The 18,983-nt window shown below is 64.3% G+C and carries 20 protein-coding genes; 14 read left to right on the plus strand and 6 right to left on the minus strand.

Annotated elements, in window-relative coordinates:
* The first annotated feature begins 177 nt into the window (after window positions 1–177).
* The 3 genes from AAE027_RS24210 (at window position 178) to AAE027_RS24220 (ending at window position 2,858) form a co-directional block, all read left to right on the plus strand.
* Complete coding sequence (locus tag AAE027_RS24210; protein WP_091889076.1) at window positions 178–720, plus strand: OsmC family protein; 543 nt, start codon at window positions 178–180, stop codon at window positions 718–720.
* A gap of 37 nt (window positions 721–757) precedes the next feature.
* A complete protein-coding gene (locus tag AAE027_RS24215) occupies window positions 758–1,891 on the plus strand; it encodes an acyl-CoA dehydrogenase family protein (protein WP_370988874.1) in 1,134 nt (377 codons plus the stop codon).
* A gap of 88 nt (window positions 1,892–1,979) precedes the next feature.
* Complete coding sequence (locus AAE027_RS24220) at window positions 1,980–2,858, plus strand: sulfurtransferase (protein WP_370988875.1); 879 nt, start codon at window positions 1,980–1,982, stop codon at window positions 2,856–2,858.
* Window positions 2,859–3,075: 217 nt separating this feature from the next.
* Here the strand turns inward: AAE027_RS24220 and AAE027_RS24225 are convergent, their stop codons facing one another.
* Entirely contained in the window at window positions 3,076–5,010 is a 1,935-nt protein-coding gene (locus AAE027_RS24225) for a sigma 54-interacting transcriptional regulator (RefSeq protein ID WP_370988876.1), read from the minus strand.
* A gap of 159 nt (window positions 5,011–5,169) precedes the next feature.
* Here AAE027_RS24225 and AAE027_RS24230 point away from each other — a divergent pair, with 159 nt between their 5' ends.
* From AAE027_RS24230 to cynS, 4 genes are all read left to right on the plus strand, one after another.
* A complete protein-coding gene (locus tag AAE027_RS24230; protein ID WP_370988877.1) occupies window positions 5,170–6,540 on the plus strand; it encodes a CmpA/NrtA family ABC transporter substrate-binding protein in 1,371 nt (456 codons plus the stop codon).
* A 166-nt stretch (window positions 6,541–6,706) separates the two neighbouring features.
* The gene (gene ntrB, locus AAE027_RS24235) at window positions 6,707–7,546 is read left to right on the plus strand and encodes a nitrate ABC transporter permease (protein ID WP_370988878.1); all 840 of its coding nucleotides are present in this window, start codon (window positions 6,707–6,709) and stop codon (window positions 7,544–7,546) included.
* A gap of 4 nt (window positions 7,547–7,550) precedes the next feature.
* A complete protein-coding gene (locus AAE027_RS24240; protein WP_370988879.1) occupies window positions 7,551–8,474 on the plus strand; it encodes an ABC transporter ATP-binding protein in 924 nt (307 codons plus the stop codon).
* A gap of 74 nt (window positions 8,475–8,548) precedes the next feature.
* Window positions 8,549–9,037, plus strand: coding sequence for a cyanase (cynS, locus tag AAE027_RS24245; RefSeq protein ID WP_370988880.1), 489 nt, complete (start codon window positions 8,549–8,551; stop codon window positions 9,035–9,037).
* Here the strand turns inward: cynS and AAE027_RS24250 are convergent.
* Window positions 9,024–9,851, minus strand: coding sequence for an isocitrate lyase/PEP mutase family protein (locus AAE027_RS24250; RefSeq protein WP_370988881.1), 828 nt, complete (start codon window positions 9,849–9,851; stop codon window positions 9,024–9,026). The genes cynS and AAE027_RS24250 overlap by 14 nt on opposite strands.
* A 104-nt stretch (window positions 9,852–9,955) precedes the next feature.
* Between AAE027_RS24250 and AAE027_RS24255 the strand changes: the two genes are divergently transcribed.
* Both AAE027_RS24255 and AAE027_RS24260 read left to right on the plus strand, forming a co-directional pair.
* A complete protein-coding gene (locus AAE027_RS24255) occupies window positions 9,956–10,636 on the plus strand; it encodes a LysR family transcriptional regulator (RefSeq protein ID WP_370988882.1) in 681 nt (226 codons plus the stop codon).
* On the plus strand, window positions 10,629–10,931 hold the full coding sequence (locus AAE027_RS24260; RefSeq protein ID WP_370988883.1) for a LysR substrate-binding domain-containing protein: 303 nt from the start codon (window positions 10,629–10,631) through the stop codon (window positions 10,929–10,931). The genes AAE027_RS24255 and AAE027_RS24260 overlap by 8 nt, the downstream gene beginning before the upstream one ends.
* 5 nt (window positions 10,932–10,936) lie before the next feature.
* On the opposite strand, the gene AAE027_RS24265 is transcribed toward AAE027_RS24260, so the two are convergent.
* Window positions 10,937–11,260 (minus strand): DUF1476 domain-containing protein, encoded by a 324-nt coding sequence (locus AAE027_RS24265; RefSeq protein WP_128932894.1) that lies wholly within the window; start codon window positions 11,258–11,260, stop codon window positions 10,937–10,939.
* Window positions 11,261–11,579: 319 nt separating this feature from the next.
* Here AAE027_RS24265 and purC point away from each other — a divergent pair, with 319 nt between their 5' ends.
* Window positions 11,580–12,347, plus strand: a complete 768-nt coding sequence (gene purC / locus AAE027_RS24270; protein WP_173015815.1) for a phosphoribosylaminoimidazolesuccinocarboxamide synthase — start codon at window positions 11,580–11,582, stop codon at window positions 12,345–12,347.
* A 15-nt stretch (window positions 12,348–12,362) separates the two neighbouring features.
* The gene (gene purS, locus AAE027_RS24275; protein WP_091889056.1) at window positions 12,363–12,602 is read left to right on the plus strand and encodes a phosphoribosylformylglycinamidine synthase subunit PurS; all 240 of its coding nucleotides are present in this window, start codon (window positions 12,363–12,365) and stop codon (window positions 12,600–12,602) included.
* 12 nt (window positions 12,603–12,614) lie between these two features.
* Here the strand turns inward: purS and AAE027_RS24280 are convergent, their stop codons facing one another.
* Window positions 12,615–13,631, minus strand: a complete 1,017-nt coding sequence (locus AAE027_RS24280) for a magnesium and cobalt transport protein CorA (RefSeq protein ID WP_370988884.1) — start codon at window positions 13,629–13,631, stop codon at window positions 12,615–12,617.
* A gap of 169 nt (window positions 13,632–13,800) precedes the next feature.
* Here AAE027_RS24280 and purQ point away from each other — a divergent pair, with 169 nt between their 5' ends.
* The 3 genes from purQ to AAE027_RS24295 are packed head-to-tail and all read left to right on the plus strand — an operon-like array spanning window position 13,801 to window position 15,843.
* On the plus strand, window positions 13,801–14,502 hold the full coding sequence (gene purQ / locus AAE027_RS24285; protein WP_370988885.1) for a phosphoribosylformylglycinamidine synthase subunit PurQ: 702 nt from the start codon (window positions 13,801–13,803) through the stop codon (window positions 14,500–14,502).
* Window positions 14,499–15,470, plus strand: coding sequence for a tripartite tricarboxylate transporter substrate binding protein BugD (locus AAE027_RS24290; protein ID WP_370988886.1), 972 nt, complete (start codon window positions 14,499–14,501; stop codon window positions 15,468–15,470). The genes purQ and AAE027_RS24290 overlap by 4 nt, the downstream gene beginning before the upstream one ends.
* 40 nt (window positions 15,471–15,510) lie before the next feature.
* Window positions 15,511–15,843 (plus strand): hypothetical protein, encoded by a 333-nt coding sequence (locus tag AAE027_RS24295; protein WP_370988887.1) that lies wholly within the window; start codon window positions 15,511–15,513, stop codon window positions 15,841–15,843.
* A gap of 16 nt (window positions 15,844–15,859) precedes the next feature.
* On the opposite strand, the gene AAE027_RS24300 is transcribed toward AAE027_RS24295, so the two are convergent.
* Both AAE027_RS24300 and AAE027_RS24305 read right to left on the minus strand, forming a co-directional pair.
* Window positions 15,860–17,740: a TRAP transporter large permease gene (locus AAE027_RS24300; protein WP_370988888.1), complete on the minus strand. Its 1,881-nt coding sequence runs from the start codon at window positions 17,738–17,740 to the stop codon at window positions 15,860–15,862.
* Window positions 17,737–18,762 carry a TRAP transporter substrate-binding protein gene (locus AAE027_RS24305; protein ID WP_370988889.1) on the minus strand — a complete coding sequence of 342 codons (1,026 nt, stop codon included), beginning with the start codon at window positions 18,760–18,762 and terminating at the stop codon, window positions 17,737–17,739. The genes AAE027_RS24300 and AAE027_RS24305 overlap by 4 nt, the downstream gene beginning before the upstream one ends.
* Window positions 18,763–18,983: the final 221 nt, after the last annotated feature.

Below are 18,983 nucleotides of genomic sequence, written 5' to 3' on the forward strand. Positions count from 1 at the left end.
GCGCAAGCGCATCTGCTTCGCCTTTAAGCAAGCTGCGGCTGATCAATCCGCAGGCAGGGACACCTAAGCGGCTCCAATGCTTCGCGTTTTGTTTTCGGCTTGCTGTGGCACGCTCCATGCAAGGAAACAGACCGTTCGGTATCCTGCCGATTTCCACTTCTGCCAGGGGAGAAAATGATGACTGCCGTCGTTCAGAAGACAGTGCTGACGGGGTGCCTCGCGCCCATCGACAAGAATGGCCTCGAGCAACTGATCGCGAGCGGCAAGGCCAATCCGAAGGTCGTCAAGACCTTGAAGTGCAAGACGGTCGCGGAGGGAAAATTCCGCCACGCCAATTACATCCGCAATTTGCCGCCCTACATCGTCGACGAGCCCCCGGGGCTTCTGGGCGACGATACCGCGCCCAATCCGTCGGAAGCCTCGCTCGCCGCGCTCGGCTCCTGCCTCGCCGTCGGTCTGCACGCCAACGCCGTGCATCGCGGCTGGATCGTCAACAAGCTCGAGCTGGAGCTCGAGGGCGACCTCAACATCACTGCGGTCTGGGGCACCGGCGACACCTCCGACAAGCCGGTCGGCTTCACTGACGTCCGCGTCAAGGTCGACATGGAGTGCGAGGGCATCGCGCCGGACGAGATCAACGCTCTGGTCGCCCATGTGAAGAAGTGGTCGCCGGTCGCCAACACCTTCACCCGTCCGGTCAATCTCGAGGTTGGCATTTAGAAGACAGCAATCAGCAACTGGGGTGCGGGAGACGATCATGGGTTCACTGGCTTTATCGCGGGTCGACGTTTTGGATCATCCCGCACCGTCCATTGCAGGAGAGGTGGCGCGGATCGCGCGGGAGCAGCTCGCGCCGCTCGCTGCCGGCATCGATGCCGGCACGGTCTATCCGGCCGAGGCGCTGCGCAAGTTCGGCGCGGTCGGCGCCTGGGGCAGTCACGTCCCGCACGAAGGCCCCGCGGATCTGCGCTGCGCGATCCAGGCGATGGCTGCTATCGGCGAGGTCTGCGGCGCCACCGCCTTCATGGCCTGGTGCCAGAACACGCTGGTCTGGTACGCCGCGAACTCAACAAATCTGAAGCTGGCAAAACGCTTCGGCGACGCTTTCTCCACCGGGCGGGTGCTCGGCGGCACCGGCCTCTCCAACCCAATGAAGAGCTTCTTCGGCATCGAGAAGCTCAAGCTGAGGGGGCGCAAGGTCGACGGCGGCTACATCGTGCGAGGCGCGCTGCCCTGGGTCTCCAATCTCGGTCCCGACCATTATTTCGGCACGATCTTCGAACGCGAGGACGATCAGGGCATCGCAAAAGGCGAGCCTGGCACGGTGATGTTTCTGGCCGATTGCTCGGACCCAGCGATCACGCTGACGCCGTGCAAGCCGTTCCTCGCCATGGACGGCACCGGCACTTATGGCGTCCAGTTCCGCGACGTCTTCGTGCCGGACGAGCTGATCCTGGCCGATCCCGCCGGTCCCTTCGTCAGGAAGATCCGCGCCGGCTTCATCCTGCTCCAGGCCGGCATGGCGCTCGGCGTGATCAGGGACTGCATCAACATCATGGACGAAGTCGACAGCCCCCTTGGCCATATCAACCGCTATCTGCCGCAGCAGCCGGTGCATTTTCGTGATCTCGCCGCCGAGCTCGAGACCGAAACGATGGCGCTGGCGCGTGATCCCTACAACGAGGAGGAGACCTACTGGCGCAAGGTGATCGCACTCAGGCTTCGTGCCGGCGACGCCAGCGTCGCGGCGGCGCATTCGGCGATGCTGCATTGTGGCGCGCGCGGTTATCTCAAAAGCCACCGCGCGCAGCGGCGACTGCGCGAGGCCTATTTCGTCGCGATCGTCACGCCTGCCACCAAGCAATTACGCAAGATGCTCGCCGATTCCTGATCTTCACGAGTCCACACGAAGACCACTGCCAAGACGACTGCCAAGACGACTGTTAAGACCACCATCAACCTCAACGGAGAGGCTGCCAATGACGGACGTTCTGATCTCTGCCAGCGAACTTGCCGATCTCTTGAAGACCGAGCCCTGTGTCGTCATCGACACCCGCAATCCCGACGCCTACGGCGCCGGGCACCTCCCCAATGCCGTGAATGTGCACGACATCTTCACCTATCTTGCGACCTCGACGCCCGAGGGCATCAACGAGCTCAAGTCCAAATTTGCCGACGCCTTTGGTGCCGCCGGTCTCTCCGGAACGGAGACAGCGGTGGTCTATGAGCAGTCGATGAACTCCGGTTTCGGCCAGTCCTGCCGCGGCTACTATCTCCTCACCATGCTCGGCTATCCCAAGGTGAAGGTGCTGCATGGCGGTTTCGATGCCTGGGCAGCAGCCGGATTGCCGGTCACCAAGGACGTGCCGACGCCGGCGAAGGCCTCGTTCACGATCGTGCCCGAGGCGGGCGAGATCCTGATCGACGCCAAGACCATGCTTGGGGCCGTCGGCAAGCCCGGCATCGCCATCCTCGACGTGCGCGACGTCGATGAGTGGATCGGCGACAGCTCGTCCCCATACGGCAAAGATTTCTGCCCGCGCAAGGGCCGCATTCCCGGCGCGGTGTGGCTGGAATGGTACCGCATGATGAAGCCGACCGCCGAGGGCCCGCGCTTCAAGTCCAAGGACGAGATTCTGGCCGAATGCGCCACTGTCGGCATCTCGCAGACGACGCCGGTTTATCTCTACTGCTTCAAGGGCGCGCGGGCCTCGAACACGTTCCTGGCGCTGAAGAACGCCGGCGTGAAGGACGTGCGGATGTACTTTGGCTCCTGGAACGAATGGTCGCGCGATCCGTCGCTGCCCATCGAGCAGGGATTGCCGGTTGCGACGGGTGTCACGACCAAGGCGGCGTGATAGCGTGCCGCTGCCGTAGGGCTCGGTCCACCTCTCCCCGACGGGGAGAGGTCGGATTGCTCCTGGCGATGCGAAGCATCGTCCAGCGCAATCCGGGTGAGGGGGCGTTGCGTTTGGTGAGACCGTAAGCCCTCACCCGGATCGCATCTCTCGATGCGATCCGACCTCTCCCTACGGGAGAGGTGAACCGAGGCGCGCGACCGTGCCTCGCCAAATTCTAGCCGTTGAGACCCGCCCGCGGACGAGGCGCAATACCAAGCGCCTTGATCCGCGAGGCCAGCGTGGTCGGCTTGATATCGAGCATCTCGGCCGCGCCGCCGGGGCCGAAGACTTTCCCTGCGCAGGCTTCGAGCGCCGCCAAAATGTTGGCGCGCTCGTGATCGCGCATTTCCGATGACGTCATGACTGCGGGGCGCACATCGGCTTTCGGGCGTGCAGCGCCGCTCGGAGCTTGCGTGCCGGAGGGGTCGGGCAGATCGATGCGCAGCCGCCCGTTCTGAGACAGAATTGCGGCGCGCTCGATCACGTTCTGCAATTCGCGGACATTGCCGGGCCAGTCGTAGCGGGTCAGCCGCCGCGCATCGCCTTCGGACAGACGCAGGTTCGACTTCAACGCCTTGCTCTCACGCGTCAGGAAATGCTGGGCGAGCAGCGGAATGTCCTCGCGTCGCTCGCGCAAGGGGACGGTCTCGATCGGGAATACGTTGAGACGGAAATAGAGGTCCTCGCGAAAGCGTCCGCGTTGCACCTCCTGCTTGAGATCGCGATTGGTCGCCGCAATGACGCGCACGTCGACCGCGCGCGTGCGCTCCTGGCCGACGCGTTCGAAATTGCCTTCCTGCAAGACGCGCAGCAGCTTGCCCTGGAGTTCGAGCGGGATCTCGCCGACCTCGTCCAGAAACAACGTGCCGCCGTCGGCAAGCTCGAATCGGCCGATGCGGTCGCGCGTTGCGCCGGTGAAGGCGCCGCGGACGTGACCGAAGAACTCGCTCTCGAACAATTCGCGCGGGATCGCGGCGCAGTTGACGCGGATCAGCGGCCGGTCGCTGCGACCCGAGGCTTCGTGGATGGCGCGGGCGATCAGCTCCTTGCCGGTGCCTGATGCCCCGGTGATCATCACCGCCGCGGTGGTCGGGGCCACCAGCTTGACCTGGCGCAGCGTCTTCTGGATCGCCTCGCTCTGGCCGATGATGCCGCGGGGATTGGTCTCGATGCGGATTTCTTCCTGGAGATAGGCGTTTTCGAGCTCGAGACGCTCGCGCAGGCGGTCGACCTCGGCAAGCGCGGCATGCAGCTTCTCGTCGGCCTCGCGGCGCTGGCTGACATCGCGAAACACCACGACCGCGCCGACCACCACGCCGCGGTCGCGGATCGGAGTGGAGGTGTATTCGACCCAGGCCGGCGAGCCGTCCTTGCGCCAAAACACCTCGCCGTCGACCTGATGCACGGCACCGTCGCGGAACGCCGCATAGATCGGGCAGTCGTGGTTGTGATAGTGCCGGCCATCATGGTGGGTATGGTGCACGATCGGATGGATTTCCTTGCCGACCAGCTCCTCGGCGGTCCAGCCGAGCATCCGCTCCGCCGCCGGGTTGACGAAGGTGGTCTTGCCCTCGGCGTTGACGCCATAGATGCCTTCGCCGGCCGCGCGCAGGATCAGCTGGTTCTCGCGCTCGATGTCCTGGAATACGCGTTCGACCCGTTGCCAGGTCGAGATGCCGCCGCGCATGTGGTCTTCGGCAGCGGCGTCGACGTTGCGCCGACGGCGCGCTTCGAGATCGGTGAGGGTGAGCAGCACCAGCGTGCGGCCGTCATGGGGCAGGATGCAGCCGGCATATTCGAGCCTGAGATTTTGCCCGGCGGCATGGCGCGGGGTGAGCGCCGTGGTCCAGTAGGCGCCCTTGTGCAGCACGGCCTGGGTGAACACGGTCAGCGCCGGGAGCTGGCCGACGTGGAGGGTGCTGGCTCTGGTCTGCCGCAACAGCGTGCGGTCGTAGCCGAGCAGGGTGCAGGCCGCCGGATTGGCGTCGATGATCTGATCGCGGGAGGGATCGACCAGCAGCGTCGCTTCCACTGAGGACTCAAACGCCGCGGTGCGCGGATCGATGGTTTCGGCCGCATCGTCGCGGCCGGGCATTGGCGTCATTGCCATTACGAAATCTCGTCATTTGATTACGAATTTTCGTTTATCACGACTTTTCGTAGCGACCAAGCGCGACGGAAAGTGCTGCGTCATCAACGCACTGCCTCGCGATCCGGCGATGGCATGCTCCTTGCGTAATTCCTTCTGCAATGACGCGCAGGAGGTCCGATGTCCACATTCGACAATCCGTTTGATCCCGATCGAAACCTTCGAGCCGGTTGTGTCTGTGGCCAGCACCGATCGGCGGCGGAGCACGAGCAGGCGAGCGCGGCCCTGCGCTGCAGCGAGGAGACGCGTTACGCGGGCGTCGTTGCCTCCGCGGTGATGCGCGCGATGTTTCCGCAAGATATGGCGCGGCGCGCGTTTCTGAAATCGGTCGGGGCCTCGACGGCGCTGGCCGCGCTGTCGCAGTTCTTCCCGCTTCAGACCGCAACCGAGGTGTTTGCCGAGACTGGCGCGCCCGAGAAGAAGGACCTCAAGGTCGGCTTCATCCCGATCACCTGCGCGACGCCGATCATCATGGCGGCCCCGCTCGGTTTCTATGCCAAGCACGGCCTCAACGTCGAAGTGGTCAAGACCGCCGGCTGGGCTGTGATCCGCGACAAGACCATCAACAAGGAATACGACGCGGCACACATGCTGGCGCCGATGCCGATCGCGATCTCGCTGGGGCTCGGTGCGAACGCCATTCCCTTTGCCGTGCCGGCGATCGAGAACATCAACGGGCAGGGCATCGTGCTGGCGGCCAAGCACAAGGACAGGCGCGATCCCAAGGACTGGAAGGGGCTGAAGTTCGCCATTCCCTTCGACTATTCCATGCACAACTATTTGCTGCGCTATTATCTCGCGGAAGCCGGTCTCGACCCCGATACCGACGTGCAGCTCCGCTCGGTACCGCCGCCAGAGATGGTCGCGAATTTGCGCGCCGACAACATCGACGGCTTCCTCGCGCCCGACAACATCTGCCAGCGCGCGATCTATGACGGCGTCGGTTTCATGCATCTCTTGTCCAAGGAGATCTGGGACGGCCATCCCTGCTGCAGCTTTGCTGCGAGCCGCGAGTTCATCACGACGGCGCCGAACAGCTTTGCGGCACTGACGCGGGCCATCGTCGATGCGACGGCCTATGCGTCGAAGGCGGAGAACCGCAAGCAGATCGCGGAGGCGATCGCGCCGGCGAACTACATCAACGCGCCGGTCACGGTGCTGGAGCAAGTTTTGACCGGCACCTACGCCGACGGCCTCGGCGGGGTGAAGACCGACGCCAAGCGGGTCGATTTCGATCCGTTCCCTTGGCAGTCCTTTGCGGTGTGGATGCTGACGCAGATGAAGCGCTGGGGCCAGATCAAGGGCGACGTCGATTATAAGACGGTCGCCGAGCAGGTGTACCTGGCGACCGATACGAAGAAGCTGATGACCGAGATGGGGCTGTCCCCGCCCACGAGCAGCTACAAGTCGTTCGCGGTGATGGGCAAGACATTCGATCCGGCCAAGCCGGAGGACTATTTGGCCAGCTTCAAGATCAGGAAGGCGTCGTGAGTAAACTTCTCTCGCTACCGTCGTCCCGGCGAAGGCCGGGACCCATAACCCCAGGGAGATGTTTGGCGAAGACTCGTCGTTCGGTACCGCTGCCGATCGCGATCGATAGATTCCGCGGTATGGGTCCCGGCCTTCGCCGGGACGACATGTGGAGAGGTCTCGCGCGATGAACTCCTCCCTCCGCCTCCGCGCCGGCCTCGTCTCCATAGCGCTACTCGCCGCATTCCTCGGCATCTGGCATCTCGCCACGCGCTCGACCGGCGCAACGACGACGATGAGCCCGGAATACGCCAAGCTGATGGGCCTGACCGCGACGCAGGGCAAATCCGCGATGCCCGGGCCGCTCGATGTCGGCGCAAAGCTCTGGGAGCACCTGAGGCAGCCGTTCTATGACAACGGGCCGAACGACAAGGGGCTCGGCATCCAGCTTGCCTATTCGATCACGCGCGTTGGCACCGGCTATCTGCTGGCGGTGATGGTCGCCATCCCGCTCGGCTTCCTCATCGGCATGTCGCCGCTGCTCAGCAAGGCACTCGATCCCTTTATCCAGGTGCTCAAGCCGATCTCACCGCTGGCCTGGATGCCGCTCGCGCTCTACACCATCAAGGATTCCTCGGTCTCGGCGATCTTCGTCATCTTCATCTGCTCGATCTGGCCGATGCTGCTCAACACCGTCTTCGGCGTTGCCGGGGTGCGTAGGGAGTGGATCAACGTCGCGCGCACGCTGGAGGTCGGCACCGTCAGGCGCGCCTTCACCGTGATCCTGCCGGCGGCGGCGCCGACGATCTTGACCGGGATGCGCATCTCGATCGGCATTGCCTGGCTCGTGATCGTCGCCGCCGAAATGCTCGTCGGCGGCACCGGCATCGGCTATTTCGTCTGGAACGAGTGGAACAACCTGTCGATCACCAATGTCATCATCGCGATCCTCCTGATCGGGATCGTCGGCATGCTGCTTGACCAGATCCTGGCGCGATTCACGCGCATGGTTACGTTTCCGGAGTAGGGCAGTGACCGATAAATTCATCTCCATCGAAGGCATCGCGAAGCGCTATCCGGGCGCGGGCGCCGCAACGACGACCGTGTTCGAGAATCTGTGGCTGTCGATGGCCCGCGGCGATTTCTGTTGCGTGATCGGCCATTCCGGCTGCGGCAAAACCACAGTGCTCAACATCCTTGCCGGCCTCGATGCGCCGAGCGAAGGCGCCGTCATCGTCGACGGGCAGGCGATTTCCGGCACCAGCCTCGATCGCGCCGTGATCTTCCAGAGCCACGCGCTTTTGCCCTGGCGCACCGTGCTCGGCAACGTCGCCTATGCCGTCAGCTCGAAATGGCGGAGCTGGGATCGCGCCAAGGTCAGGGCGCACGCGCAGAGTTTCATCGATCTCGTCGGCCTCACCGGCTCCGAGCACAAGCATCCCTCCGAGCTGTCGGGCGGCATGAAGCAGCGCGTCGGCATCGCCCGCGCGCTCTCGATCACGCCGAAGATGATGCTGATGGACGAGCCGTTCTCGGCGCTCGACGCGCTGACACGCGGCACGCTCCAGGACGAGGTGCGGCGCATTTGCCTCGAGACTGGGCAGACCGCGTTCATGATCACCCATGATGTGGACGAGGCGATCTACCTCGCCGACAAGATTTTTCTGATGACCAACGGTCCAGGGGCGGTGCTCGCCGAAGTCGTCGAGAACCCGCTGCCGAGGGATCGCGGCCGCACCGATCTGCACCGCCATCCGCTGTACTACGCGTTGCGCAACCACATCATCGATTTCCTGGTGACGCGCAGCAAGACCTTTGCCGCCGAGACGCCCAGTCACGATCCGCGCAACGTGCCGGTGGTTCAGATCGGCAAGCCCGGACTGACGATCGCGTCGAATGGCGAAGAGCAACGACAGCCATGGATAGCCGGGCCCAGCCCCGGACTGACTGCGTGATTTTATAGACGCATGATCTGCGGAAAACCGCTTCACACTTTTCCGGATCATGCTTTTGAAGAGGAGACCCTGACATGAAACGCGAAGACCTCACCGAGAAGCTGCTCGACATCAAGCGCGAGAAGGGCTGGAGCTGGAAGCACATCTGCGACAAGATCGGCGGCTATTCCGAGGTGCTGATCGTTGGCGCGATCCTCGGTCAGATGAAATTGACCAAGCCGCAGGCCGCCAATGCCGGCGAGCTGTTCGGCCTGTCGAAGGCGGAAGTTGCCATGCTGAACGAAGTGCCGATGCGCGGCACCGGTACGCCGATGCCGCCGACCGATCCGCTGATCTACCGCTTCTACGAGATGGTGATGGTGAACGGCCCGGCCTGGAAGGCGCTGATCGAGGAAGAGTTCGGCGACGGCATCATGTCGGCGATCGACTTCGATATGGGCATCGAGCGCGTCGCCAATCCGAAGGGCGACCGCGTCAAGATCACCATGAGCGGCAAGTTCCTGCCGTACAAATATTACGGCGCCAGCGGCAACGTGCCGGAGTACGGCTTTAAGGAGGGGTGACCGCGGCGAAGGCGGCGCGCAGCTCGCCGACCGCCGCCATGTCGCGAACATAGGTGAAGGATCCCTTGTCCTTCATCTCGCGCGCGCAGTTCAGGAACGCGGCGAGCGCGTAGCGCGACATGGCCCCGCCGACGCTGATGCGCTTGACGCCGGCGGCAGACAATTGCGCAGCCGTCAGCGTCGGGTCGGCAAAGCCCATCACGTGGTTGAACGGCTTGCCGAGCGAGGCGACGACGGTCCGGATCGTGGCGAGATCGTAGAGGCCCGGCGCATACAGGACATCGGCGCCCGCGGCCTCGAAGGCCTGCAGGCGGCGAATTGTGTCGTCGATGTCCTTGCGGCCATGCAGGAAGTTCTCGGCCCGCGCGGTCAGCGTGAACGGAATCGGCAGCGCGCGCGCCATTTCGACCGCGGCCTGGACGCGCTCGACGGCGTGAGAAAAGTCGTAGATCGGGCGATCGCGGTCGCCGCTGAAATCCTCGATCGAACCCCCGACCGCGCCAGCCTCGGCGGCGCGCTGAATCGCTTGGGCGGCACGCTTCGGCTCATCTGCGCCGCAATTCTCGAGGTCGACGCTGACCGGCAAGTCGGTGGCTTCGACGATCGCGCGCGCGTTGGCGAGGATGACGTCGAGACTGACGCCGCCGCTGCCGAGCATGTTGGCCACCCCGAGGCTCGTGGTCGCCAGGGCCTCGAAGCCCATCGCCGCGAGCAGCTTGGCCGTACCGGCGTCCCACGGATTGGGAATGATGAAGGCTCCGGGCCGCTCGTGCAGCGCGCGAAACGCCGTCGCCTTGTCCAGCTGGCTCGTCATGGCTCGTCTCCGTGTTGTTCGTGCAAGCAGCCTTAGGAGCATTTCCGTCATCCGCCAAATTTGTTATTTCTTCGGAGATCATCAGTTTTTTGCATGAGGTCGCGATGGATAGTGACGCCCTCAACACCTTCCTGGCGGTGCATCGCAGGGGCGGGATCTCGAATGCCGCAAAATTCCTGCACCGTTCGCAGCCGGCGATTTCGCGCCGTATCGCCCTCTTGGAGCAGGAGCTCGGCGTGCCCCTGTTCGAACGGGTGGCAGGCCGCACCCGGCTCAGCGATGCCGGGCGCGTGCTGATCCCCTATGCCAAGCGCGCGGTTGCCGCGGCGCAGGACGCCGAACAGGCCATACGGGCGTTGACCAAGCAGAATTCGGGGCCGGTTTCGCTGGCCGTCACAGGCACGCTGGCCGATGGCCGCCTCTCGACCATCATGAAGCGGTTTGCCAGGGAAAATCCCGCCGTCACGCTGGCGCTGCAGACAGCGACCAGCGCGGAGGTCAGCGATCTCATCCGGCGCGGCGAGGCCACGATCGGCCTGCGCTACAACACCGACCGCTCCGGCGATCTCGCCTGCGAGCAGGTGCTGAGCGAGGCGTTGCAGGTCGTCTGTGCGCCCGACCATCCTCTGGCCGGAAAGCGCGTGAAGCGCCTCGCCGAGCTGCGCGGCGAGCGCTGGATCGCATTCCCGGAGACTCGCGGGCGTCGCGAGATCGCCGCGGCTCACGTGTTCGCGCTGTTTCTGACGCAGGGGACTTGGCGAAATCGAGTGGACGGCAGTGGATAGCCTCACCGCGCAGAAGCGGCTCGTGGAATCGAGCTTTGGCCTTGCACTCCTGGCGGGAAGCCACGTCGCGGAGGAGCTGCGTGCGGCCTCGATCGCGACGATCGCCGTGGGCGATCTTGCCGCGAACCAGGACATCGTCCTTGTCACGCGTCGTGGCGGCTTTCTGAGCGCGGCCGCCGATCGCCTGCTCGAGACCATCCGCCGCAACTATGCCGGGCCGGATGTCTCGACCACGCGGGACGCCAGAAAGCGGTCGGCGGCGCGCAAGGGTATTGCGCGCCGGCGCCTCGCCTGAATCAGTTATTTCCCCGCCTTCACCTCGGCGGCCGCCACCGCGATCAGCTCGCTCATCTTGGCGCGAATCGCCTGCTCGGTGACGGCGACCTTCTTGGCGGCGAAATCGGCCATGACCTTGCGCAGGACGTCGCCATCGCCGGCCTCCTCGAAATCGGCCGCGACCACCTCCTTGGCATAGGCGGTGGCGGCGTCACCGGTGATGCCGAGCTGTTCGGCCGCCCACAGGCCGAGCAGCCGGTTGCGGCGGGCCTCCGCCTTGAATTTCTGCTCCTCGTCGAGGGCGAACTTCTTCTCGAAACCTTCCTCGCGCTTGTCGAACTCGCTCATGCTTTGTTCCAAATCCCTCTGAATGGAGCGGGGGCCTTCGGTTGCGGCGACCCGGCTGCATGCCTACATAGAGAGCAGAAATAGGCAAAACAACGGGCCGTTAAGCCGCAGGCAAGACGGTATAAGTTGGTGCCGGACGGCCGGATCGATTGTGCTTGGACAGCCAATCGGATAGGTTGCCTAAGGCTTGGTTCCCGTTCTGTTTCCAAGGATTCGAGACGGGTTCCCAGCCGTTCACGGCAGCTCCGCTGTGGGTCCTAATCCTAGTCAACCGGAGCACACCAAATTCATGGATTTCAACAAAACACGGTACATCCCAATGAGCCGTCGGCGTCGCATTTATGAAGGCAAGGCAAAGGTTCTCTATGAAGGCCCGGAGCCCGGTACCCTGATCCAGCACTTCAAGGACGACGCCACCGCATTCAATGCGAAAAAGCATCAGGTGATCGAGGGCAAGGGCGTCCTCAACAACCGGATCTCGGAGTACCTGTTTCAGCACCTCAATGACATCGGGGTGCCGACCCATTTCATCCGCCGCCTCAACATGCGCGAGCAGTTGATTCGCGAGGTCGAGATCGTGCCGCTGGAGGTGGTGGTGCGGAACGTTGCCGCCGGCTCGCTGTCGCAGCGCCTCGGCATCGAGGAGGGCACCCAGCTGCCCCGTTCGATCATCGAATTCTACTACAAGAATGACCAGCTCAACGACCCCATGGTGTCGGAAGAGCACATCACCGCCTTCGGCTGGGCGACGCCGCAGGAGATCGATGACATCATGGCGCTCGCCATCCGCGTCAACGACTTCCTCACCGGCCTCTTCCTCGGCATCGGCATCCGTCTCGTCGATTTCAAGATGGAGTGCGGCCGCCTGTTCGAGAACGAGATGATGCGGATCATCGTCGCCGACGAGATCTCGCCGGACTCCTGCCGTCTGTGGGACATCAAGTCGAACGAGAAGCTCGACAAGGACCGCTTCCGCAGGGATCTCGGTGGCCTGCTCGAGGCCTATACCGAAGTCGCAAAGCGCCTCGGCATCCTCATGGAGAACGAGCGTCCGCAGGGCTCCGGCCCGGTGTTGGTGAAGAGCTGAGAGAGGATCTTTGACGTGAAGGCACGTGTCACCGTTACCCTGAAGACGGGCATCCTCGATCCGCAAGGCAAGGCCATCGAAGGCGCGCTGAAGTCGCTCGGCGTCGACGGCGTCGCCAGCGTCCGCCAGGGCAAGGTGTTCGACATCGAGCTCGCCGGCGCCGACAAGACCAAGGCGGAAGCCGTGCTGAAGGAAGCCGCCGACAAGCTGCTGGCGAATACCGTGATCGAGAATTATCGGGTCGAGATCGTCTAACGCGCGGGCGGCTTACAGCCACCCTGCACGACGGAATCGCCAGTACAGCGCGCCGCACGCCGTCAGCATCACGCCGAGCAGCATGTAATAGCCGTACTCCCATTCCAGCTCCGGCATGTGCTTGAAGTTCATGCCGTAGATGCCGGCGAGCGCGGTCGGGATCGCGATGATCGCGAGCCAGGAAGCGAGCTTCTTGGACACCGCCGTTTCCTGGGCCTGGCCGACCAGCAGGCTCGCCTCGAAGGCGAAGGCCAGCACCTCGCGCATGGAATCGATCCGCTCCTGGATGTTGCGGACGTGGTCGGTGACGTCGCGGAAGAGTGGCTGCATGGCCTGCCGCACCATCGACAGCTCGTCATGCTCCAGCCGGCGGCAGACCTCCACCAGCGGTCCGATTGCGTTGCGGAGCCGCAGGAGGTCGCGGCGCAGCATATAGAGCCGCTCGATCTGCGCTTTGGTGATCGCGTGCGCGAGCACGTCGTCCTCGATCTCCTCGATCTCTTCGTGAATGCTTTCGAGCACGGGGGAATAGTTGTCCACGATGAAATCGAGAATGGCATAGAGGATGTAGTCCTCGCCGCGGGCGAGCGCCCGCGGGCAGCTTTCGCAGCGTTCGCGCACCGGTGTGTAGGAGGTCGAAGCACCGTGGCGCACCGAGACCAGATAGCCATCGCCAACGAAAATGTGCGTCTCGCCGAAGGCGATCCGGCCTTCGACCAGTTGCGCGGTGCGCGCGACGATGAACAGAGCCTCGCCGTACTGCTCGATCTTGGGCCGCTGATGGGCGTGGTTGGCGTCCTCGATCGCGAGATCGTGCAAATCGAACTGCTTCTGCACCGCGCGGAGCAGCGCCATGTCCGGCTCGTGCAGGCCGATCCAGACCACATGGCCGGGCTTGGCCCGCCAGCTCGAGGCCTCGCTGATGGCGATATTGGCGACGCGCCGGCCGTCGACATAAGCGCCGGCAGCGACGACGCCCTCGGTGGGCACCGGCTCGGAGGGGGATGCGGGCAGCGACGGGATATTCATGGCTTCAATCCCGGGCAAATCGAGCGGTCAGACTGCGTGCGACCAGAGCCTGTGTACAAGGCCCTTTGCCGAGGCTAGCACTGGTAAAATCCCCGTCAAATGGTTATGTCTCTTGGCGAATTGGCCCCTCCGTGCCACCCCGATTCCAGCCACCGTCGGAACTTAAGCCATGAAAGCCGCCATCCTCGTCTTTCCCGGAATCAATCGCGAGCGCGACATGGCGCGTGCCTTGAGGCTGATCTCCGGCAGCGAGCCCGCAATGGTGTGGCACGCCGAGACCTCGCTGCCTGCGGGCACCGACCTCGTGGTGGTGCCGGGCGGCTTCTCCTACGGCGATTACTTGCGCTGTGGCGCGATTGCGGCACGGGCGCCGGTGATGGACGCGGTGCGCGACTATGCGGCCAAGGGCGGCCTCGTGCTCGGCGTCTGCAACGGTTTCCAGATCCTCTGCGAGTCGGGCCTGTTGCCGGGCGTCCTGATGCGCAATGCGCGGCTGAAATTCATCTGCCACGACGTGCATCTGCGGGTCGAGCGTTCCGACACGCCGTTCACCCGCGGCTACAATGCCGGGCAGGTGATCCGCGTGCCGGTCGCCCACGGCGAGGGCAATTACGAGGCGGACGAAGAGACCATCAAGCGGCTCGAAGGTGAGGGGCGGGTGCTCTATCGCTACTGCTCGGCCGACGGTGTCGTTGACGATAACAGCAACATCAACGGCGCGGCGCATTCCATCGCCGGCATCGTCAACGACAAGGGCAACGTGCTCGGCATGATGCCGCATCCGGAAAACCACGTCGAAGACATCATGGGCTGCACCGACGGCCGCGGCCTGTTCGCCGGCCTCGTCCAGCAACTGGAAAAAGCCGCGTGATTTCGTTCGTGCTGAAGCGGTCGCTCGCCGCGCTCGCGGCGTTGTCGTTCGCGACCGCTGCGTTCGCGCAGGATTATCCCAAGCGTCCTGTTACCATGATCGTGCCGTTCGCGGCCGGCGGCACCTCGGACGTGATCGCGCGGACCGTCGCCGAGCAGATGGGCATCGCGCTCGGCCAGACCATCGTGATCGAGAACGTCGCCGGCGCCGGCGGTTCGACCGCGCTGGCACGCGCCTCTCGTGCCGAGCCTGACGGCTACACCATCGCGATCGGCAATGCCGGCACCAATGCCGCGACCTACACCATCTATCCAAAACTGCCGTTCACGCCGGACTCGTTCGTGCCGATCGCCATGGTGGCGAAGACGTTCGGCATCGTCGCCGTGCGCAAGGATTTTCCGGCGAAGGACCTGAAGGAGTTCATCGCCTATGCCAAGGCCAATCCGGGCAAGATCAATCTCGGCCATGCCGGCGTCGGCTCGTCGAACTATTTGATCTGCAAGAGCTTCGTCACCGCCGCCGGGATCGACGCGACGCTGGTCGGCTATCGCGGCGCCGCGCCCGCGCTGACCGATGCGGTCGGCAGTCAGATCGACGGCGTCTGCGATGCGGCGGCGTCCGTCTCGCAGGCGATCAACGAGAAGCTGGTGAAGGGCGTCGTGGTCGGCTCGACCGTGCGGCTCGCGACGCTGCCGGATCTGCCGACGTCGGCCGAAGCCGGCCTGCCCGAGTTCGAGGCGCAGGGCTGGAACGGCCTGTTCGCGCCCAAGGGCACCCCACCGGCCGTCATCGCCAAGCTCAATGCCGCCGCGCGCACGGCGGTGGAAACCGACGCGGTGAAGAAGCGCTTCGCCGACCTCTCGACCGTTGCGCCCGACCCCGACGAGCACACGCCGGAGGTGCTGCAAAAGCTCGTGACGCGTGACGTCGAGAAGTACCGGAAGATGCTGGCGGACGACGCCAAGTAATAGCGGCATTCGGCTGCGATTTCATGAACTTGCATCGCGTTTGAGACGACTGACCCTCGTCGCGACGCTGGACGATCTCCAGAAGCAATGGCCGGACTTCGATTCCGCCGACACGCATCTGCTCTACGCCCGCGCGCTCGCGGAGAGTGGCCGCATCGACGAAGCGCTCGAGGAATATCACGCACTTGCCGGCTACTTCCCGGTGCCGAAGCGCGGGTGCGTTACGGCATGCTGCTGCAGATGGTCGGCCGTACCGCGCGAAGCGCGCATGGTCTTCGACGAGCTCCTGATCCAGATGCGGCGCGCGCCGAAATATCTGCGCAAGGCGCAGGCCGAATGGCTGTCGATCGCGGAGAAGCAGCTTTCGACCTGAAGGGGGCGTGCCAATCTCATAGAAATGCTAGGGATATCCAGGGTACGAAAGTGATCAGCAACAGGCCCAGGAACAGCCAGGCGAGATAGATCCAGATCCGGCGCATGCCGGCATCCGGCGGCACGTTGCCGATGATGCAGGCGGCGTAGTAGCAAAGGCCGAACGGCGGCGCGAACAGGCCGAGGCCCATGGCGAGGATCACCACCATCGCATAGTGCACCTCGTGGATGCCGAACTGCGCCGCCACTGGAAAAAGCAGGGGGCCGAACAGCACGATGGCCGGGATGCCCTCCAGCACGCTGCCAAGCACGATGAAAGCCAGCACCGAGATCAGCAGGAAGCCGTAGGCGCCGCCTGGTACGCCCGCCATGCGCGCGGCGAGATCATGCGAGAAGCCGGATTGCGCCAACGCCCAGGCCATCGCGCTCGCGGCGCCCACGATGAACAAGATCGAGCCGGAGAGCGATGCGGTCTGGACCAGCATCGGCAGCACATTCTTCCATGTCAGACTGCCGCGATAGATGATCAGGCCGAGCACGAGGCAGTAGGCGATGCCGATCGTCGAGACTTCGGTCGCGGTCGCAACGCCCTCGACCACGGCGCTGCGGATCAGGAACGGCAGGGCGAGCGCCGGCAGCGCCACCCAGAACGTTCTTGCGACCACGGATAGCGGCGCGCGAGCGACCTTGGCGGCGCCATTCTCCTCCGCGCCCGCCCGATAGCGCGCAACGAAAGCAAGCACGATCGCCAGCACGATCCCCGGCAGGATGCCGGCGGTGAAGAGAGCCGCGATCGACACGCCGGTGACGGAGGCGATCGCGATCAGCACGATCGATGGCGGAATGGTCTCGCTCATCGCGCCCGATGCCGCGAGCAACGACACCAATTCCCCATCCTTCATGCCGCGCTTGCGCATCTCGGGGAACAGCACCGGTGCGATCGCCGCCATGTCGGCGGTCTTGGAGCCGGAGATGCCCGAGACCAGTAGCATGGCGCCGAGCATCACATAGGACAGCCCGCCTCGGACATGGCCGAGCACTGAGGCGAGGAAGGCGACCATGACCCGCGCCATGCCGGTCTGCTCGACCAATTGGCCCAGCAGCACGAACAGCGGCACTGCGAGCAGGATCAGCGAGCTCATGCCTTCGTCGATCCGCCCGACCACGACCAGCAACGGGGTGCGCGTCGTGGTCAGCAGGAAAGCGACGGTCGCAAGGCAAAAGGAAAAGGCGATCGGCACGCCCGCCATCACGGCGCAGCCGAGCAGCCCGACGAAGAAGATCAGCAGGTTCCAGTTGCCGAGCGACTTCAGCCAAGGCCCGGCGAAATAGAGTGCTCCGGCGATCGCGGCAAACAGCATTCCAACGGCCAACAGGTCCTTCGCCGATCGCTTGACCAGCGTGAGGCAGATGCTGGCCAGCGCGACGATGCAGCCGACCGGAATCGCCGCGGCGCGGACCACGCCCGACCAGCCGAGCGCCGGCGTCTCCACGAACGCCTGATCTTCCACATAGTCCAGCGCCGGATGCAGGATGATCGCCAGGAACAGCGCGACGGAGCCGGCTGCGAGCGTCGAGGCCCAGGCCTCCGCGCGTGGCGACAAATGGGAGGTGAAGAAAGTCAGGCGCATATGCGCCGAGCGCTGCACCGCGATGGCGCTGCCGAGCATGGCGAGCCAGAGGAACAGGATCGAGGCGAGCTCGTCCGACCAGACGATCGGCCGATGGAAGACCCCGCGTGCGACGATGCCGGCGAACAGGATGATCACCTCGGCGACCACGGCGATCGCCGCCGGGATCTCCACCAGCCAGCGCAGCACCTGCTCCGGCCAGCGTCCCCGGATCGCCCGCGCGTCACCGAGCGTTACCGCCTCGGGCATGTCGACGACCGCGCTCATGCGAGCGCCCCGACGGCGGCCTCGAGCGTTTTCCAGTTGTCCTCACCGAACTTGCCGCGCCATTCCTTGTAGAAGCCGGCGCTCGACAATCCCTTGCGGAAGGCCTCCTTATCGGACACCTCGAAGCTGATGCCCTTGGCGACCAGTTGATCCTTCAGGGTCGTGTTGAGCTTCGCGGTATCGGCGCGCTGCTCCATCGCGGCCTGGTCGAATTCTTTGCGGACGATCACCTGCAGTTCGTCGGGCAGCGCCTTCACCGAACGGCGGTTGCCGAGGATGAAGAACGGATCCCAGATGTGATTGGTCTCGGAGATGTACTTCTGCACCTCATAGATCTTGCCTGCCTCGATGGTGACGAGGCCGTTCTCCTGCCCATCGACCAGATGCGTCTGCAGCGCCGTGTACAATTCGTTGAAGTTGATCGAAGTCGGGTTGGCACCCAGCGACTTGAACAGGGAGGTGAAGATCGGCGAAACAGGCACGCGGATCCGGTAGCCGGCGAGATCGCCCGGGGTCTTGATCGGCTTGGTAAACGACGAGATCTGCCGAAACGTGTTGTCGGCCGGTTTGGCCATGACAAGCGCGCCGGTCTTCTCGATCTGGGTTGCGATCAGCCTGCCGAGATCGCCATCCATCGCATTCCAGACCTGGCTGTAGTCGGAGAAGGCAAAGCCGACATTGGCGATTCCGGCCACAGGCGATACGGTCGACAGCACGGAGCCGGCGATGTTGAGGAAGTCGACGCCGCCGCTGCGGATCTGGGTCAACAGATCGGTGTCCGAGCCGAGCTGCGAGGCCGGAAAGAACTTGATCTCGAGGCGCCCGCCGCTCGCCTCCTTGATCCGCTTCACGGCTTGGTCGAGCCGGGTGTTGATCGGTTGCGTCAGCGATTGGCCGGTGGCGAGCTTGTACTCGAACTCGGCCGCTTGCGCCGGCCTGGTGCGAATGGCGACCAGAGGTACAGCCGCGGCAGCGGCAGCCATGAAATTGCGGCGTGAGATGGTGTGGCGCTGACCCGACATCGTTCGTCCTCCCCTGATGCTGTTGTGCCGCGCCTTGTCTTGTCGGCGCACGTGTTCGTTGCCGCGCGCAAACCCTGCGCCGGTGTTCTCAAAATCGCTTGTCTGGTGAAAGGGCTTAGCCTTGCGTCCTTCCCCCGGGCGAACCGGCGCTCCGCGCCGCCCTGTTTCCTCGATCAGCACCCGTCTGCCGCGGGTTGCCTTGAGCCTGAAGCCTAGATCGC

The organism is Bradyrhizobium sp. DN3, from assembly GCF_041357655.1.
Taxonomy (GTDB): domain Bacteria; phylum Pseudomonadota; class Alphaproteobacteria; order Rhizobiales; family Xanthobacteraceae; genus Bradyrhizobium.

Bases quoted from the DNA above. Each gene is read 5' to 3' on its own strand.
- AAE027_RS24210 (WP_091889076.1), top strand. From the start codon at position 178: ATGACTGCCGTCGTTCAGAAGACAGTGCTGACGGGGTGCCTCGCGCCC.
- AAE027_RS24215 (WP_370988874.1), top strand. From the start codon at position 758: ATGGGTTCACTGGCTTTATCGCGGGTCGACGTTTTGGATCATCCCGCA.
- AAE027_RS24220 (WP_370988875.1), top strand. From the start codon at position 1,980: ATGACGGACGTTCTGATCTCTGCCAGCGAACTTGCCGATCTCTTGAAG.
- AAE027_RS24225 (WP_370988876.1), bottom strand. From the start codon at position 5,010: ATGGCAATGACGCCAATGCCCGGCCGCGACGATGCGGCCGAAACCATC.
- AAE027_RS24230 (WP_370988877.1), top strand. From the start codon at position 5,170: ATGTCCACATTCGACAATCCGTTTGATCCCGATCGAAACCTTCGAGCC.
- ntrB (WP_370988878.1), top strand. From the start codon at position 6,707: ATGAACTCCTCCCTCCGCCTCCGCGCCGGCCTCGTCTCCATAGCGCTA.
- cynS (WP_370988880.1), top strand. From the start codon at position 8,549: ATGAAACGCGAAGACCTCACCGAGAAGCTGCTCGACATCAAGCGCGAG.
- AAE027_RS24250 (WP_370988881.1), bottom strand. From the start codon at position 9,851: ATGACGAGCCAGCTGGACAAGGCGACGGCGTTTCGCGCGCTGCACGAG.
- AAE027_RS24255 (WP_370988882.1), top strand. From the start codon at position 9,956: ATGGATAGTGACGCCCTCAACACCTTCCTGGCGGTGCATCGCAGGGGC.
- AAE027_RS24265 (WP_128932894.1), bottom strand. From the start codon at position 11,260: ATGAGCGAGTTCGACAAGCGCGAGGAAGGTTTCGAGAAGAAGTTCGCC.
- purC (WP_173015815.1), top strand. From the start codon at position 11,580: ATGAGCCGTCGGCGTCGCATTTATGAAGGCAAGGCAAAGGTTCTCTAT.
- AAE027_RS24280 (WP_370988884.1), bottom strand. From the start codon at position 13,631: ATGAATATCCCGTCGCTGCCCGCATCCCCCTCCGAGCCGGTGCCCACC.
- purQ (WP_370988885.1), top strand. From the start codon at position 13,801: ATGAAAGCCGCCATCCTCGTCTTTCCCGGAATCAATCGCGAGCGCGAC.
- AAE027_RS24300 (WP_370988888.1), bottom strand. From the start codon at position 17,740: ATGAGCGCGGTCGTCGACATGCCCGAGGCGGTAACGCTCGGTGACGCG.
- AAE027_RS24305 (WP_370988889.1), bottom strand. From the start codon at position 18,762: ATGTCGGGTCAGCGCCACACCATCTCACGCCGCAATTTCATGGCTGCC.